Origin of the sequence: Bradyrhizobium sp. CER78, from assembly GCF_029846235.1 — a bacterium.
Classification (GTDB): Bacteria; Pseudomonadota; Alphaproteobacteria; order Rhizobiales; family Xanthobacteraceae; genus Bradyrhizobium.
On the sequence record NZ_JARVWP010000004.1, the window covers coordinates 102,225 to 116,158 of the forward strand.

General features: G+C 65.1%; 13 protein-coding genes and 1 pseudogene. 2 read left to right on the top strand and 12 right to left on the bottom strand.

The genetic code is table 11. The features are described 5' to 3' along the window. Positions 1-39: 39 nt before the first annotated feature. Positions 40-1,347, bottom strand: coding sequence for an S-methyl-5-thioribose kinase (mtnK, locus tag QDT69_RS09245; protein ID WP_279706290.1), 1,308 nt, complete (start codon positions 1,345-1,347; stop codon positions 40-42). Between the two features lie 712 nt (positions 1,348-2,059). On the opposite strand from mtnK, the gene QDT69_RS09250 reads away from it, so the two are divergent. Next, positions 2,060-2,299, top strand: coding sequence for a PilZ domain-containing protein (locus QDT69_RS09250; RefSeq protein WP_279706669.1), 240 nt, complete (start codon positions 2,060-2,062; stop codon positions 2,297-2,299). An 80-nt stretch (positions 2,300-2,379) separates the two neighbouring features. Next, positions 2,380-3,675: a hypothetical protein gene (locus QDT69_RS09255; protein WP_279706291.1), complete on the top strand. Its 1,296-nt coding sequence runs from the start codon at positions 2,380-2,382 to the stop codon at positions 3,673-3,675. Between the two features lie 22 nt (positions 3,676-3,697). On the opposite strand, the pseudogene QDT69_RS09260 reads toward QDT69_RS09255, so the two are convergent. From QDT69_RS09260 to QDT69_RS09310, 11 genes and pseudogenes are all read right to left on the bottom strand, one after another. After that, positions 3,698-3,805 (bottom strand): annotated as a pseudogene (locus QDT69_RS09260) (IS5/IS1182 family transposase); the annotation flags it as partial. 53 nt (positions 3,806-3,858) lie between these two features. Beyond that, positions 3,859-4,500, bottom strand: a complete 642-nt coding sequence (locus QDT69_RS09265; protein ID WP_279706292.1) for a glutathione S-transferase family protein — start codon at positions 4,498-4,500, stop codon at positions 3,859-3,861. 158 nt (positions 4,501-4,658) lie between these two features. Further along, entirely contained in the window at positions 4,659-4,934 is a 276-nt protein-coding gene (locus QDT69_RS09270) for a DUF1467 family protein (protein WP_279706293.1), read from the bottom strand. 6 nt (positions 4,935-4,940) lie between these two features. After that, positions 4,941-5,345, bottom strand: coding sequence for a methylmalonyl-CoA epimerase (mce, locus tag QDT69_RS09275; RefSeq protein ID WP_016841811.1), 405 nt, complete (start codon positions 5,343-5,345; stop codon positions 4,941-4,943). A gap of 44 nt (positions 5,346-5,389) precedes the next feature. Beyond that, entirely contained in the window at positions 5,390-7,060 is a 1,671-nt protein-coding gene (locus QDT69_RS09280) for a ribonuclease J (protein WP_279706295.1), read from the bottom strand. Then, complete coding sequence (locus QDT69_RS09285; protein WP_279706296.1) at positions 7,060-7,866, bottom strand: biotin--[acetyl-CoA-carboxylase] ligase; 807 nt, start codon at positions 7,864-7,866, stop codon at positions 7,060-7,062. Before QDT69_RS09285 ends, QDT69_RS09280 begins: the two co-directional genes overlap by 1 nt. Positions 7,867-7,926: 60 nt before the next feature. After that, positions 7,927-9,363, bottom strand: coding sequence for an NADH-quinone oxidoreductase subunit NuoN (nuoN, locus tag QDT69_RS09290; RefSeq protein ID WP_279706298.1), 1,437 nt, complete (start codon positions 9,361-9,363; stop codon positions 7,927-7,929). A gap of 11 nt (positions 9,364-9,374) precedes the next feature. Next, positions 9,375-10,889, bottom strand: coding sequence for an NADH-quinone oxidoreductase subunit M (locus QDT69_RS09295; protein ID WP_050423872.1), 1,515 nt, complete (start codon positions 10,887-10,889; stop codon positions 9,375-9,377). Beyond that, on the bottom strand, positions 10,890-12,977 hold the full coding sequence (gene nuoL / locus QDT69_RS09300; RefSeq protein ID WP_279706301.1) for an NADH-quinone oxidoreductase subunit L: 2,088 nt from the start codon (positions 12,975-12,977) through the stop codon (positions 10,890-10,892). Between the two features lie 8 nt (positions 12,978-12,985). Then, positions 12,986-13,294 (bottom strand): NADH-quinone oxidoreductase subunit NuoK, encoded by a 309-nt coding sequence (nuoK, locus tag QDT69_RS09305; protein ID WP_016841823.1) that lies wholly within the window; start codon positions 13,292-13,294, stop codon positions 12,986-12,988. Next, on the bottom strand, positions 13,291-13,929 hold the full coding sequence (locus tag QDT69_RS09310; RefSeq protein ID WP_050423874.1) for an NADH-quinone oxidoreductase subunit J: 639 nt from the start codon (positions 13,927-13,929) through the stop codon (positions 13,291-13,293). The genes nuoK and QDT69_RS09310 overlap by 4 nt, the downstream gene beginning before the upstream one ends. Positions 13,930-13,934: the final 5 nt, after the last annotated feature.

Genomic DNA, 13,934 nt, shown 5'->3' on the forward strand with positions numbered 1-13,934 from the left:
CGTGCCGCTGCGGCTGACACGACTATCGGTAGCTCCCGTTCACCTGGCAAAATCCGGCTGCCAGTGGCGCAACTCGCGCGCGGCGTAGGTGACCGCGCCGATCGTCGTGTAGGACGGCGCCTCCAGCATCATGTTGCGCGCGAGCTTGAGGCTGCGTGCCTCGCAGATCGCACGCTGCTTCTCGTCCGCGATCCATTCGAAATCGATGTTGTGCGCGAGGCCGAGGATGCGCCGGATGGTCTTGGCCGCAGCGAAGCCGACCGTGTCCTGAAACAGCCGCGCCATGTAGGCCTGCCGTTCCGCCTCCAGCCGTGCCGCGCCTGCTTCGCCCGAGAACAGCGAAACCGGATAGCCGTCGCCCCTCGCCTCGCTGCGCCATAGCGCGAGAAATTTTCGCGAGAACCCGGCCCACACGCCTTCGATCGTTTCCAGCAGCCAGGCCTCGAACGACGCGCGCTCGCCTGGCGAGCGCTCGTGGCCGGCGGAGGCAAGATAGGCCATCAGCAGGTTGCCGATGACGGCGCCGATATCGAAGCCCATCGGGCCGTAGAAGGCGAATTCGGGGTCGATCACCTTCGTCTCGGTTTCGGTGACCATGATCGAGCCGGTGTGCAGGTCGCCGTGCAGCAGCGCCTCCGGGCTCGCCATGAACTTCAGCTTGAGCCTGGAGATCGCGACATGGAGGTTCAGGTCCTCACGGAACGCCGCCGCGGTCGCGTCGAGATACGGCGTGGTCCAGCGGTTCTGCTCGGCGACCCGGTACGGATCGGTGAAGATCAGGTCCTCGGTGATCTTGCAGAGCGCATGGTTGCCGGCAAACGCGGCGATCCCTTGCTTCTTCTCCGCGGCCGACAGCGCGAGATCGGACGAGAAGAACAGCGTCCGCGCCAGGAAGGTCGAGATATCCTCTACGAAGCACGGATAGCGCGTGGCGCCGATCAGCCCCTTGCGCATGATGATGTGCGGTTCGAGCAGCTCCATCGCGGTGAGCGCAAGCGGTGCGTCGTGATGCAGCACCGCCGGCACGACTTTTGGCGCCAGCCGCGCCTGATGCACCAGCGCCAGATGCTCGTAGTGCGCCCGCGACAGCGGCAGCGGCCAGCTCTCGCCGACCAGCCGCACATAGGGCAGCGCCTGCTTGACGGCGATACCGCCGCCCCTGCCCTTGACGATGAAGACGAGGTTGAGATTGCCGTCGCCGACCTCGCTGATCGACCAGTCGGCCGGGGCGCCGCCGAGTTGGGTCACGATGGCCGGAAGCCCAGCGAGATAGTCCCGGAGATCGGCTTCGCGCAGGATTCGATATTGACTGGCCCCGGAAGAGCCTGGTTGCGCCTGCAGGTTCATGGTGGCCCCTCCTTCGATTGCCTCCGGGCGAGGTTGATCCTCGCTCCCGTTCCAGGATGTTCGCGCCGATGGCGGCCTTTCACCTGGCTGGATCATAGTTGCAGCAAATGCGGGCGGCGACCAGCGCATAGCTCGCGACGGCAGTGTCGCCGTCGGGTCTGAGCGGGATCAAGCCGATCGTCGCGGTACCGCCGACCATTTCGGGACAAATAGTCGCCACTAATTTCTGAAACTTGATGTCAATGTTTCCCGCAGTCCGCACGGGATGGGATTTGCGTCCCGTCGAGCTGGATGTAACCTGCCCCTATCGAAACGTGTCGATCCGCGGCACTGGCATCGACCGCTAGCAGATCGCACAATGACCGACGACACCGAGACCATTTCGCTGCGCCACACCATGGTCGACGGCGTCCAGCAGGACGACGACTATGAAGTGATCTGGCGCGGCCTCCCGGTGGGGAGGATCATGCGGCAGCATGACAGCCGACAATGGTGGTGGGGCTGCAACGTCTATGGCCGGCCGCCGACAAACGGCGACAGAGGTCCCGCGATCGATTTCAAGGACGGTCAGGTCCGCTTCAAGCTTGCCTGGGGGCGGCTCAGGCCGACCCTGACCGACGAGCAGATCGCCGTCGCGACACGCCACGCGGAAGGACTGCAGAAGCAGACGGCCGGGCAAGCCGTGGCGGCCAAGCCGGACGTGGTTCAGGTCATGCAAAACAGCCGCGGGGCGCTCCGCCATCGCGTGCTCAAGGCCGGCACCATCGAATTCAACGGCGGCGCCATCGACTGCGTGATCCGAAATATCTCGGAGACCGGCGCCGCGCTCGAAGTCACCAGCCCGGTCGGCATCCCCGAGACCTTCAACCTGGTGCTTCCCGGCGATCACACCAAACGTCAATGCCGTGTCGCCTGGCGCAGGGAGCGCCGGATCGGGGTCAGGTTCACGTAGCTCTCAGGCCGGGGACACTGTTCCCGGATGCCGCTTCGCTCATGTAGGCTACTTCGCAACCCGGCCCGGCAGGTTCATCCATGTTCGTCGCCGTGTTCTCGATCTTCGCCACCAGTCGCAAGGATCCGCTTGTCGATATGGTCGAGCGCGTGCACGCCGGCTTCCTTGCCGCCGGTTTGGGCGAGCCGACGGTGCGGTTCAGACTGTCCGATCCCCCGCTCAGCGCCGAGATCGCGGCCGTGCAAGCCATTGCCGGGACAAAGCGCGTCTCAAGCATCGCCAGGGTGCTCAAGCGCTGGCCCGAATTGGAGCGCTTCGCGCGCACGACCGGCTCGGTTGGTCCCGGCAGGGCTGAAGTCCGCGCGATGTCGAACGTGACCGAGACCGGCACTGTCGAGGCGGTCGACTTCGCGATCCTCAAGGAGATCGCAGCAGGCGTCCCGAAGTCATTTCCATGCCATGCCATCGACCTGCATTTCTCGGTGCCCGCCTTTTCGGATGGCCCGCCGCTGCCCGCTACGCCCGACCTTCAGACTATTCGCGGCCTGATGCGCGCCGGCGTCGACATCGGCGCTGGACATCCGACCTCGCCCGGCATCAGCGTGCACGATAAGTGGTGGGTGAACGGACGGCAGCGGTCGCTCGCCGCGCTGCGCGTCGTCGAAGCCGACCCGCAGGCGAAGAAATTGCCGGAGCCGCGCGCCGATGTCGCAGCCCTGCTTGCGGCCTGCGGCAAGGTGCGAAAGACGGTGCAGGTCCCGATGGTTGCGGCGCCCGCCAATGCGGCGCCGGCTGCCGCCCCGCTTCCCGCCGGCTTGCCTCAGCCGCTGGACGACGCCATCCGCGCTGTCGTGCGTGAGCATCGGGCGGGGATGAGCGAGCTGCTCGAGACGCTTCCGCACGATCTGCCCCATCAGGTCGAGAACATGGCTGCGCCGGCCTCCGGCGAGCCCCCGAGCGCCGGCCCCAAGAAGCCCGATCTGGCTCGGGCCTTTGCGCCACTCGGCTACGATTGCCGCGGCGAGAGCGGATCGTTCCGGCTGCAGCGGCGCACGCCGGGCAATCTCACCGTCCGGCTCCAGGTCGATGTCGGCAGCTGGGGCAGTTCGGTCACCGCCTTCATGCAGGTGATCGGCATGGTGAACGGGCATGCCTTCAAGGCGACGCTGCCGCTCCATGCCTCGCGCGGCGCGGTCCGCGGCGACGTGAGGGGGGTCGAGTTGCCGAGCCCGTTCCCGATCGGCGACGCCGAGCGATGGCGGCAAATAACTGACAATCTGGCAACGCTCGTCGCAGCGCTTGATCGCGGCTTCGTGCCTGAGATCGAGGCGATCTCCGGCCCCTCACCCGAGTGGTTCCGGCCGGAGCAAACCTAAGCACGGCGTTAGCCACAGCCCGGATTGAGGCGAGCTGGACCACGGCGAGGAAGCTGGTGGCGAGCTTGTCGTAGCGGGTGGCAACGGAGCGGAAATGCTCAAGCCTTGAAAAGAACCGCTCGATGAGGTTGCTCGCACGATCGAGCCGTTTGCTAACGCGGGGCTTCCAGCGCCGGGCGAGCACTACAATCCCGGTGATCTTGCCGCCCAAGCCTTGGTGGCCTGGCAGCGTTCCATCGCTCTGATGTAGCCAGGGCGTGCTGTCGTGCGGGCGAGATAGTCCCGCTCGGTAGGACCGAGAACGTAGTTGCCGGTTCGCAGGCCAAGCAGGAGGGCGTAGCTCACCGAGATATCGGCCGCCGTGAATCGGTCGCCGGCAAGATAGGGGCATTCCGCGAGGCGGCGGATAACCAACCCCAGCCGGCTCTCGAAGGTCTCGCGGGCCCAGCAGGTAACCCGGGCATCTCGCTCGGCTTCGGGCGCCAGTTCGCGACCGACAAAGACGGCGTTCATCGGCCCGGCGAGCCCGGCCTCGCCCAAGTGGAGAAATTGCAGATAGGAGGCAAAGGCGGGATCATCAGGGGCGACGGCAAGCGACCCTGCGCCGTGGCGGGCGAGCAGGTATTCAAGAATGGCGATCGATTCGACCATGATGGTCTCGCCGTCCTGCAGTACGGGAATGAAGCCGGCGGGGTTAAGCGCGAGGAAATCGCGATCATTCTCGACTGCGAGCAGATCGACCGGGCGCAGCCGATAAGCCAATCCTAGTTCCTCGAGCAGCCAAACAACGCGGAAGCCACGACCTTCGCCATAGACGGTGAGCATAGCTAAGCATTCCTGGATTGGACGAGACGAACCAACTCGCAGAGGTAAGCCAGTCGCGCAACGGACGATCGATAACGCCTATGCGCTCAAGGCTTAGCGCATAACCACTCCCCGCACGCGGGGCGAAATGAAGCGGCGTCCGCCGCTCGACATCACCGTCAGAACGGCATCCCCATCAGCTTCGACAGCCGCTCGACCGAGAGATAGCCGGAATAATACGCCCACATCGCGATCGCGAAGATCACCGCCGAGATCAGCGTGGTCCACAACAGCTTGCGGCCCATCCGCGCCAGGACCGGCGCGCCGGGGTCGGTGCCGGGCGCGCCGACGCCGTCCTCGTGCTGGCTACGCACGCCGAACGGCAGCGTCAGGAACAGCACGAGCCACCACAGCACGAAGTAGATCGCAAGGCTGGTGGAGATTTGATACGCCATGTGGCCTCAGGCCTGTTCGATCTCAACCAGGGCGCCGGAAAAGTCCTTGGGGTGGAAGAACAGCACCGGCTTGCCGTGCGCGCCGATCTTCGGCTGGCCGTCGCCCAGCACCCGCGCGCCCTCGGCGATCATGCGGTCGCGCGCCGCGATGATGTCGGGCACGTCGTAGCAGACATGGTGGATGCCGCCGTCGGCGTTGCGCTCGACGAATTTTGCGATCGGCGAGGCCTCGCCGAGCGGCTCGATGAACTCGATCTTGGTGTTCGGCAGCGTCACGAACACGGTGATGACGCCGTGCTCCGGCAGCGGCACCGCGTCGGAAATTTCGGCATTGAAGGCGGTGCCGTAGATCTTGGCGGCTTGCTTGGCGTCCTTGACCGCGATCGCGACGTGATTGAGCCGGCCCAGCATCTCGTTCTCCCTTAATGTCGTTGCGCACGTTTCGAAACCGCGCGTCAAACCGTCAGTACGTGCACAACGCAGATCGGCTTCTTGCCCCATTGCTCGTTCAATGCCGCCCGCACCGCCCGGCGCACCGATTCCCCAAGCGCGTCCGGATCGCGCCGCCGCGGCTTCGGCAGGCCCTCGATCGTCGACACCACCACATCGAACACGATGTCGTCGAGCAGTTCGCCGGCCGCATTGTTCTCCGGCATGCCGACGAGATCAACCTCGGGATCGTCGGCTATTTCGCCCTGCTGGGTCATCGCGATGGCGACGAAGGCGCAGCCGGCAAAGCCCATCCGCCGCCGCTCCACCACGGCGCGCGACTTGGAATCCTCCAGGATGGTGCCGTCCTTGTAGAGCCGGCCCGCCGGCACTTCGCCGATGATGCCGGACTCACCGGGCCCGAGCTTGATCAGGTCGCCGTTGCGGCAGGTCAGAACCTTGGGGACTCCTGCGGCGCGCGCCAGCTTGGCGTGCTCGGCAAGGTGCAGCGCCTCGCCATGCACCGGGATCAGGAGTTGCGGCCGCACCCAGGAGATCATGTCGCGCAGTTCGTCGCGGCGCGGATGGCCGGAGACGTGCACCAGATGCTCGCGGTCGGTGATGATCTCGACGCCCTGAGTCACCAGCCCGTTGATGATGCCGCCGACCGCCTTCTCGTTGCCGGGAATGGTGCGGGAGGAGAAGATCACGGTGTCGCCCTTGTTCAGGGTCACCTGCGGATGGTCGTTGTTGGCGATCCGGGCCAGCGCGGCGCGAGGTTCGCCCTGGCTGCCGGTGCACAACGCCAGCACCTTGTCGGGCGGGAAATGTCCGTAATAGTCGGTACTGCGGAATTTGTGCGAGCCGTCGAGATAGCCGCATTCGCGCGCGACCTGCACCACGCGCTCCATGGCGCGGCCGACCACCACCACCTCGCGATCGGCGGCGTTCGCAGCGTCCGCTACCGCCCTCACCCGAGCGACGTTGGAGGCGAAGGTCGTGACCGCCACCCGGCCCTTGGCCGCCTTGACCAGCTTCTTGATCGTGGCGGCAACCTCGGTCTCGGAGGGCGAGCGCCCGTCGCGCACCGCGTTGGTGGAATCGCCGACCAGCGCCAGCACGCCTTCGTCGCCGAGCTCGCGCAGCCGCCGCTCGTCGGTCGGCTGGCCGATGATCGGGGTCGGGTCGATCTTCCAGTCGCCGGTGTGCAGCACGGTGCCGACGTCGGTCTTGATCGCCAGCGCGTGCGATTCCGGAATCGAATGCGCGACCGGGATGAACTCGACATTGAACGGGCCGATATCGACCCGGCCGCCCGACGGGATCACGGTGACCGGGATCTTCGGCGGATTGCGCTCGGCGGCGCATTTGGCCTCGAACAGCGCCGCGGAGAACTGCGTCGCGTAGATTTTGCAGCCGAGCTTGGGCCAGAGGTCGATGATGGCGCCGAAATGGTCCTCATGGGCGTGCGTCAGCACGAGGCCCATCAAATTGTTGCGCTCCTTTTCCAGGAAGCGGACGTCCGGCATGATCAGGTCGATACCGGGCAGATGCTCCTCGTCGCCGAAGGAGACGCCGAGATCGACTGCGAGGAAGGAGCGCTGCTGGCGGTTGCCGAGGCCGTAGATCGACAAGTTCATGCCGATCTCGCCGACGCCGCCGAGCGGTGCAAAGGTGAGTTCGTCCGGTCGCGCCATCAGTTCGCCCTCACCGAGGCTGCGGTGCCGAAATAGACCTCGCCGGCCGTCACGGGCATGCGCTGTCCATCGGCGGTGCGGACGATCAGGCAGCCGGTATCGTCGATCGTATCAAAGATGCCTTCGAGGGTCGCCGAGCCGGTCTGGACCGCGACCTTCTCGCCGAGCCCGGCAGCACGCTCCAGCCACAGCCTGCGGATCTCAGGAAAGCCGCGGCCATCGTCCCAGATGCCGCGAAACTCGACCCACGCGTCGGACAACGCGGTGAACAGCTCTTCCGCGCCGATCTGGATGCCGAGCGCTGCGAGCGAGACCGCCGGCGTGGGCGTTCCCTCGGGCGCGGCGATGACGTTGGTGCCGATGCCGACGACGACCGCCAGCCGGTTTCCGATGGCCTCGGCCTCGAGCAGGATGCCCGACAGCTTCTTGCCGTTGGCGAGCACGTCGTTCGGCCATTTCAGGGTGAACTTCGGGCTGTCAGGCCCAAGCCGCAGCGCCGCCTCGATGCTGACCTTCTGCAGCGCAGCTTCGAGCGACAGCCCGGCGGCAAAGCCGAGCGTTGCCGCGACCGCCGGCTGAACGTCGGTCACTTCGAGGATGCTGCTGGCGAGATTGCCGCGCGGCGCGACCCAGACCCGCTGCCGGCGGCCACGTCCCGCGGTCTGCTCGGGCGTGACGAACCACATCGGCCCCTGCTCGCCGCCACGGGCGCGCAGCAGCGCCTCGGCATTGGTCGAGCCGATCTGGTCGAAGGCGGCGAGCTTGGTGCCCGCCGCGATGGCCCGGGGTCCAAGCGTGAAGGTCATATCGAATCTATGCGCATGATCCGTTCCGAAAGCCAGCGTCCTGTCCCGGAACCGAGCGCGTTAAAATAGCGACTTCGCCGCCGCCGTCGCCACGCTCACCAGCGGACCCGGATAGGCGAAGAAGAAGATGTTGAAGATGCCTGCGACCGCCAGCACGGTGCGCAGCTCGACGCGGACCGGATCGAGCTTGCCGAGCGGCTGGTCGAAATACATCACCTTGACGATCGACAGATAGTAGAACGCGCCCACCACGCTGGTCAGCACGCCGATCACCGCGAGCGTGAACAGATTGGCTTTGATCGCGGCGACGAACACGTACCACTTGCCGAAGAAGCCGGCGAGCGGCGGGACGCCGGCCAGCGAGAACAGCAGCATCGCGAAGATGAAGGCGATCAGCGGGTTGGTGCGGGACAGGCCGGCGAAATCGCTGATCTGCTCCAGCGGCTGGCCGTTGCGCTTCATGGCGAGGATGATGCTGAAGGAGCCGAGCGTCATCGCGACATAGATCGCGATGTAGATGAGCACGCCCTGCGCGCCCTCGACCGTGCCGGAGGCGAGGCCGACCAGGGCAAAGCCCATATGGCCGATCGAGGAATAGGCCATCAGCCGCTTGATGTTGGTCTGGCCGATCGCGGCGAACGAGCCCAGCGCCATCGAGGCGATCGCGACGAACACCAGGATCTGCTGCCACTGGGAAACGATGCCCGGGAACGCGGTCAGCGTCGCACGGGTGAACACGGCGAGCGCCGCGACCTTCGGGGCGGACGCGAAGAACGCCGTCACCGGCGTCGGCGCGCCCTCATAGACGTCGGGCGTCCACATGTGGAACGGCACCGCCGAGACCTTGAAGCAGAGGCCGGCGAGCAGGAACACCAGGCCGAACACGATGCCGATGCTGCCGGTGGTGGCCGCCGCCGCGATGCCGGCGAAGCTGACGGTGCCGGTGAAGCCGTAGATCAGCGAGGCGCCGTAGAGCAGCATGCCCGACGACAGCGCGCCGAGCACGAAGTACTTCAGACCGGCTTCGCTCGACTTGGCATTGTCGCGCTGGCTGGCGGCGACGACATAGAGCGCAAGGCTCATCAGCTCGAGGCCGAGATAGAGCGAAATCAGGTCGCCGGCTGAGATCAGCACCATCATGCCGAGCGTCGACAGCAGCACCAGGATCGAGAACTCGAAGGTGCGGCTCGACGGCTGGGACAGATATTCGGTCGACAGGATCAGCGTCGCCGCCGAGGCGATCAGGGCGAGGACCTTCAGGAAGCGGGCGAAGTCGTCGACGATGAAGCTGCCGCCGAATGTCACGAGCTTGCCGGCCGGCAGCCAGAGCTCCAGCACGCCGGTTACGACCAGCAGCAGCACCGCGAGCGTGGTGACGAGGCGCGTCGTCCCCTGCCCGCGATAGGCTCCGATCATCAACAGCACCATGGCGCCGACCGCGAGCACCAGCTCCGGCAGCACCGGCTGCAACTGATAACCTGCACTGGAAAAGCTCATGGGCTAAGGCCTTACTGGACGGTCAGCGCGGCTGCCTTCACGGCAGTCACGGCGGTTTGGTAGTTGTTGACGAGCTGCTGCACCGAGGCGGCCGACATGTCGAGCACCGGCTTCGGATAGACGCCGAACAGGATGGTCAGCGCGATCAGCGGGAACAGCGTCACGCATTCGCGGAACGTGAGATCCTTGATCGACATCAGCGACGGCTTGACCAGCGCGCCGAACACCACCTTGCGGTAGAGCCAGAGCGCGTAGCAGGCCGACAGGATCACGCCCGTGGTGGCGAAGAACGCCGTCGGCAGCGAGATCTTGAAGGTGCCGAGCAGCGTCATGAACTCGCCGACGAATCCGCTCGTGCCCGGCAGACCGACATTGGCCATGGTGAAGACCATGAAGGTCATCGCGTAGAGTGGCATCCGGTTGACGAGACCGCCATAGGCCGCGATCTCGCGGGTGTGCATGCGGTCGTAGACGATGCCTACGCAGAGGAACAGCGCGCCGGAGACGATGCCGTGCGAGACCATCTGGAACATGCCGCCGGCAACGCCCTGGGTGGTCACTGCGAAGATGCCCATGGTGACGAAGCCCATATGCGCGACGGAGGAGTACGCGATCAGCTTCTTCATGTCCTCCTGCATCATCGCCACCAGCGAGGTGTAGATGATGGCGATGACGGACAGCGTGAACACGAACGGCGCGAAGTCGTGCGAGGCCAGCGGGAACATCGGCAGCGAGAAGCGCAGGAAGCCGTAGCCGCCCATCTTCAAGAGGATCGCGGCCAGGATCACCGAGCCCGCCGTCGGCGCCTCGACGTGCGCGTCAGGCAGCCAGGTGTGTACCGGCCACATGGGCATCTTCACCGCGAACGAGGCAAAGAAGGCGATCCACGCCCAGGTCTGCATGCCGCGCGGCACCGCGGTGTGCATCAGGGTCGGGATGTCGGTGGTGCCGGCGTTCCAGTACAGCGCCATGATGGCGAGCAGCATCAGCACCGAGCCGAGGAACGTATAGAGGAAGAACTTGAACGAAGCGTAGACCCGGCGCGGACCGCCCCAGACGCCGATGATCAGGAACATCGGGATCAGGCCGCCCTCGAAGAACAGATAGAACAGCACGAGGTCGAGCGCCGAGAAGGTGCCGATCATCAACGTTTCCAGGATCAGGAACGCCATCATGTATTCGCCGACACGCTGCGTCACCGACCTCCAGCTCGCGATGATGCAGAGCGGCATGATCGCGGTGGTCAGGATGAGCAGCGGCAGCGAAATGCCGTCGACACCCATGTGGTAGGTGATGCCGGTGGCGAGCCAGGACGCCTTCTCGACGAACTGGAAGTCGGTCGAAGCGGGATCGAAACGCGCCACCAGGATCAGCGACACCGCGAAGGTGATCAGCGTGGTCCACAGCGCGATCCAGCGCGCCGTGCGGTTGGCACTCTCGTCGCCGCCCCGTGCCAGCAGGTAGACCAGGATCGCGCCGACCGCCGGCAGGAAGGTCGTGACCGAAAGGATGGGCCAGGTTGTCATTTACTGGCCTCCCAAGCCGAACATGAACCAGGTGATCAATCCGGCGGCCCCGATCAGCATCGCGAACGCGTAGTGATAGAGGTAGCCGGTCTGCAATTTCACGACATTGCGGGTGATGTCGAGCACGCGGGCCGAGACGCCATCGGGACCGAAGCCGTCGATGATGAAGCCGTCGCCCTTCTTCCAGAGCGTGTAACCGAGCCACTTCGCCGGACGCACGAAGATCCAGTCGTACAGCTCGTCGAAGTACCACTTGTTGAGCAGGAATTGGTACAGCATCGGCTGCTGGTTCGCGAGCTCGACAGGCAGATACGGCCTGCGGATGTAGAACAGATACGAGACGAACAGGCCGAGCGCCATCATCACGGTGGGCAGCGGCGCGAGCCAGCTCGGCATGTGCTCCATGTCCTCGAGGATGTGCGGGTTCATCTTCACGGATTCGCGGAAGAACTCCTCGACGCCATGCGGGCTGGCGAACACTTCCTTGAACGGCAGGCCGGCCAGGATCGAGCCGGCGGCGAGCACGCCGATCGGCACCAGCATCCAGATCGGGCTCTCATGCGCGGCCTCGTAGTGCTTCTGGTCGTGTGGCTCGCCGAAGAACGTCTTGAAGATCAGACGCCAGGAGTAGAACGAGGTCAGGCCGGCGGCCACGATGGTCAGCAGATAGGCATAGGTCGCGAACGGGTTGTGCGCGGCATAGGCCGACTCGATGATCGCGTCCTTGGAGAAGTAGCCGGCGAACAGCGGGAAGCCGGTCAGCGCCAGGGTGCCGATGCACATCACCGCGAAGGTGTACGGGATCTTGCGCCACAGGCCGCCCATGTTGCGGATGTCCTGCTCGTGGTGCATCGCATAGATCACCGAGCCGGAACCCAAGAACAGCAGCGCCTTGAAGAAGGCGTGCGTGAACAGGTGGAACATGCCGACCGAATAGGCCCCTGCTCCCATCGCGACGAACATGTAGCCGAGCTGCGAGCAGGTCGAGTACGCGACGATGCGCTTGATGTCGTTCTGCACGAGGCCGATCGTGGCGGCGAAGAACGCCGTGGTCGCGCCGAAGAACATCACCACCGCCTGCGCGGTCGGCGACAGCTCGAACAGCGGCGACAGCCGCGCCACCATGAAGACGCCCGCGGTGACCATGGTCGCGGCGTGGATCAGTGCCGACACCGGGGTCGGGCCTTCCATCGCGTCCGGCAACCAGGTGTGCAGCAGGAACTGGGCCGACTTGCCCATCGCGCCCATGAACAGCAGCAGGCAGGTCAGCGTCAGCGCATTCACCTGCCAGCCGAAGAAGTCGGTGGTCTTGCCGGTCAGCCCCGGCGCGGCGTGGAAGATGGTCTCGAAATCGGTCGAGCCGACCAGTGCGAAGATCGCAAAGATGCCGAGCGCGAAGCCGAAGTCGCCGACGCGGTTGACCACGAAGGCCTTGATCGCCGCCGCATTGGCCGACGGCTTCTGGTACCAGAACCCGATCAGGAGGTAGCTGGCGAGACCGACGCCCTCCCAGCCGAAGAACAGCTGCACGAGGTTGTCCGAGGTCACCAGCATCAACATCGCGAAGGTGAACAGCGAGAGATAGCCGAAGAAGCGCGGCCGGTTCGGATCTTCGTCCATGTAGCCGATGGAATAGAGGTGGACGAGCGCGGACACGGTGTTGACCACGACCAGCATCACGGCGGTCAGGGTGTCGACCCGCAGCGTCCAGGCCACCTGCAGGTCACCCGAGGTGATCCAGGGCAGCAGCACGACGCGCGCGTCATGGTGCATGAAGCCGACATCGACCAGCGTGAACCAGGACAGCGCGGCCGAGACGAACAAGAGGCCTGTGGTGATCAGCTCGGCCAGCCGGGAGCCCGCGGCCGCCGGCTCGGAGACATGGTGGTCGTCATGGCCATGATCGTCATGGCCGTGGTCGTCGTGGGCCGCCGAGGCATGAGCGTCGGAAGCATGGGCGTCGCCATGTGCGTCGTCGTGATGGTCGACGGTGTCGCCGCTCGGGCAGCGCGCATGCGCGCCAACCAGCGAGATAATTCCCGCAAGGATGGCGCCGAGCAGCGGCAGGAAAACGATAGCCTGAACCATGACCGCGCCTAGCCCTTCATCAGATTGACGTCTTCAACCGCGATCGAACCGCGGTTGCGGAAATACACCACCAGCACCGCGAGGCCGATCGCGGCCTCGGCCGCCGCCACCGTCAGCACCAGCAGCGCGAACACCTGGCCGACGATGTCGCCGAGGAAGGTCGAGAACGCCACCAGATTGATGTTGACCGACAGCAGGATCAGCTCGATCGACATCAGGATGACGATGATGTTCTTGCGGTTGAGGAAGATGCCGAGGATCCCGAGCGTGAACAGGATCGCGGCGACCGCGAGATAGTGCCCCAGCCCGATGGTCATTTCACCCACTCCGCCGCATCGGCATCCTGCAGGCCCTGCCCCGACGCCACCTTGCGCATCGCCATCGCCATTTCGGGCGTGCGCGCGTTCTGCACGTTGATGTTCTGCCGCTTGACGTTGGCCTTGTGGCGCAGCGTCAGCACGATGGCGCCGATCATCGCGACCAGCAGCACCATGCCGGCAAGCTGGAAGTAATGGATGTACTTCGTATAGAGCACGAGGCCGAGCGCCTCGGTGTTGGTGACATTGGTCGGGATAGCCGCGGTGATCGTCTTGGTCACCTGCGGGTTGATCACCCAGGCGCCGACCACCAGCAAGAGCTCGAACAGGAAGATGCCGCCGATCACGATGCCGATCGGCAGGTACTGGATGAAGCCCTCGCGGAGTTCGACGAAATCGACGTCGAGCATCATGATCACGAACAGGAACAGCACCGCGACCGCGCCGACATAGACGACGATCAGCATCATCCCGAGGAACTCGGCGCCCATCAGGATGAACAGACCGGCCGCGTTGACGAAGGCCAGAATCAGGAACAGCACGGAGTGCACGGGATTGCGCGAGACAATCACCATGACCGCCGAGGCCACGCAGACCGCGGCAAACAGATAGAAGAACAGCGCCGGAAGGATCATGCCCT

Excerpts from the sequence above, each read along its gene's own strand:
- mtnK (WP_279706290.1), bottom strand. The coding sequence starts at position 1,347 with ATGAACCTGCAGGCGCAACCAGGCTCTTCCGGGGCCAGTCAATATCGA.
- QDT69_RS09250 (WP_279706669.1), top strand. The coding sequence starts at position 2,060 with ATGCAAAACAGCCGCGGGGCGCTCCGCCATCGCGTGCTCAAGGCCGGC.
- QDT69_RS09255 (WP_279706291.1), top strand. The coding sequence starts at position 2,380 with ATGTTCGTCGCCGTGTTCTCGATCTTCGCCACCAGTCGCAAGGATCCG.
- QDT69_RS09265 (WP_279706292.1), bottom strand. The coding sequence starts at position 4,500 with ATGCTCACCGTCTATGGCGAAGGTCGTGGCTTCCGCGTTGTTTGGCTG.
- QDT69_RS09270 (WP_279706293.1), bottom strand. The coding sequence starts at position 4,934 with ATGGCGTATCAAATCTCCACCAGCCTTGCGATCTACTTCGTGCTGTGG.
- mce (WP_016841811.1), bottom strand. The coding sequence starts at position 5,345 with ATGCTGGGCCGGCTCAATCACGTCGCGATCGCGGTCAAGGACGCCAAG.
- QDT69_RS09280 (WP_279706295.1), bottom strand. The coding sequence starts at position 7,060 with ATGGCGCGACCGGACGAACTCACCTTTGCACCGCTCGGCGGCGTCGGC.
- QDT69_RS09285 (WP_279706296.1), bottom strand. The coding sequence starts at position 7,866 with ATGACCTTCACGCTTGGACCCCGGGCCATCGCGGCGGGCACCAAGCTC.
- nuoN (WP_279706298.1), bottom strand. The coding sequence starts at position 9,363 with ATGAGCTTTTCCAGTGCAGGTTATCAGTTGCAGCCGGTGCTGCCGGAG.
- QDT69_RS09295 (WP_050423872.1), bottom strand. The coding sequence starts at position 10,889 with ATGACAACCTGGCCCATCCTTTCGGTCACGACCTTCCTGCCGGCGGTC.
- nuoL (WP_279706301.1), bottom strand. The coding sequence starts at position 12,977 with ATGGTTCAGGCTATCGTTTTCCTGCCGCTGCTCGGCGCCATCCTTGCG.
- nuoK (WP_016841823.1), bottom strand. The coding sequence starts at position 13,294 with ATGACCATCGGGCTGGGGCACTATCTCGCGGTCGCCGCGATCCTGTTC.
- QDT69_RS09310 (WP_050423874.1), bottom strand. The coding sequence starts at position 13,929 with ATGATCCTTCCGGCGCTGTTCTTCTATCTGTTTGCCGCGGTCTGCGTG.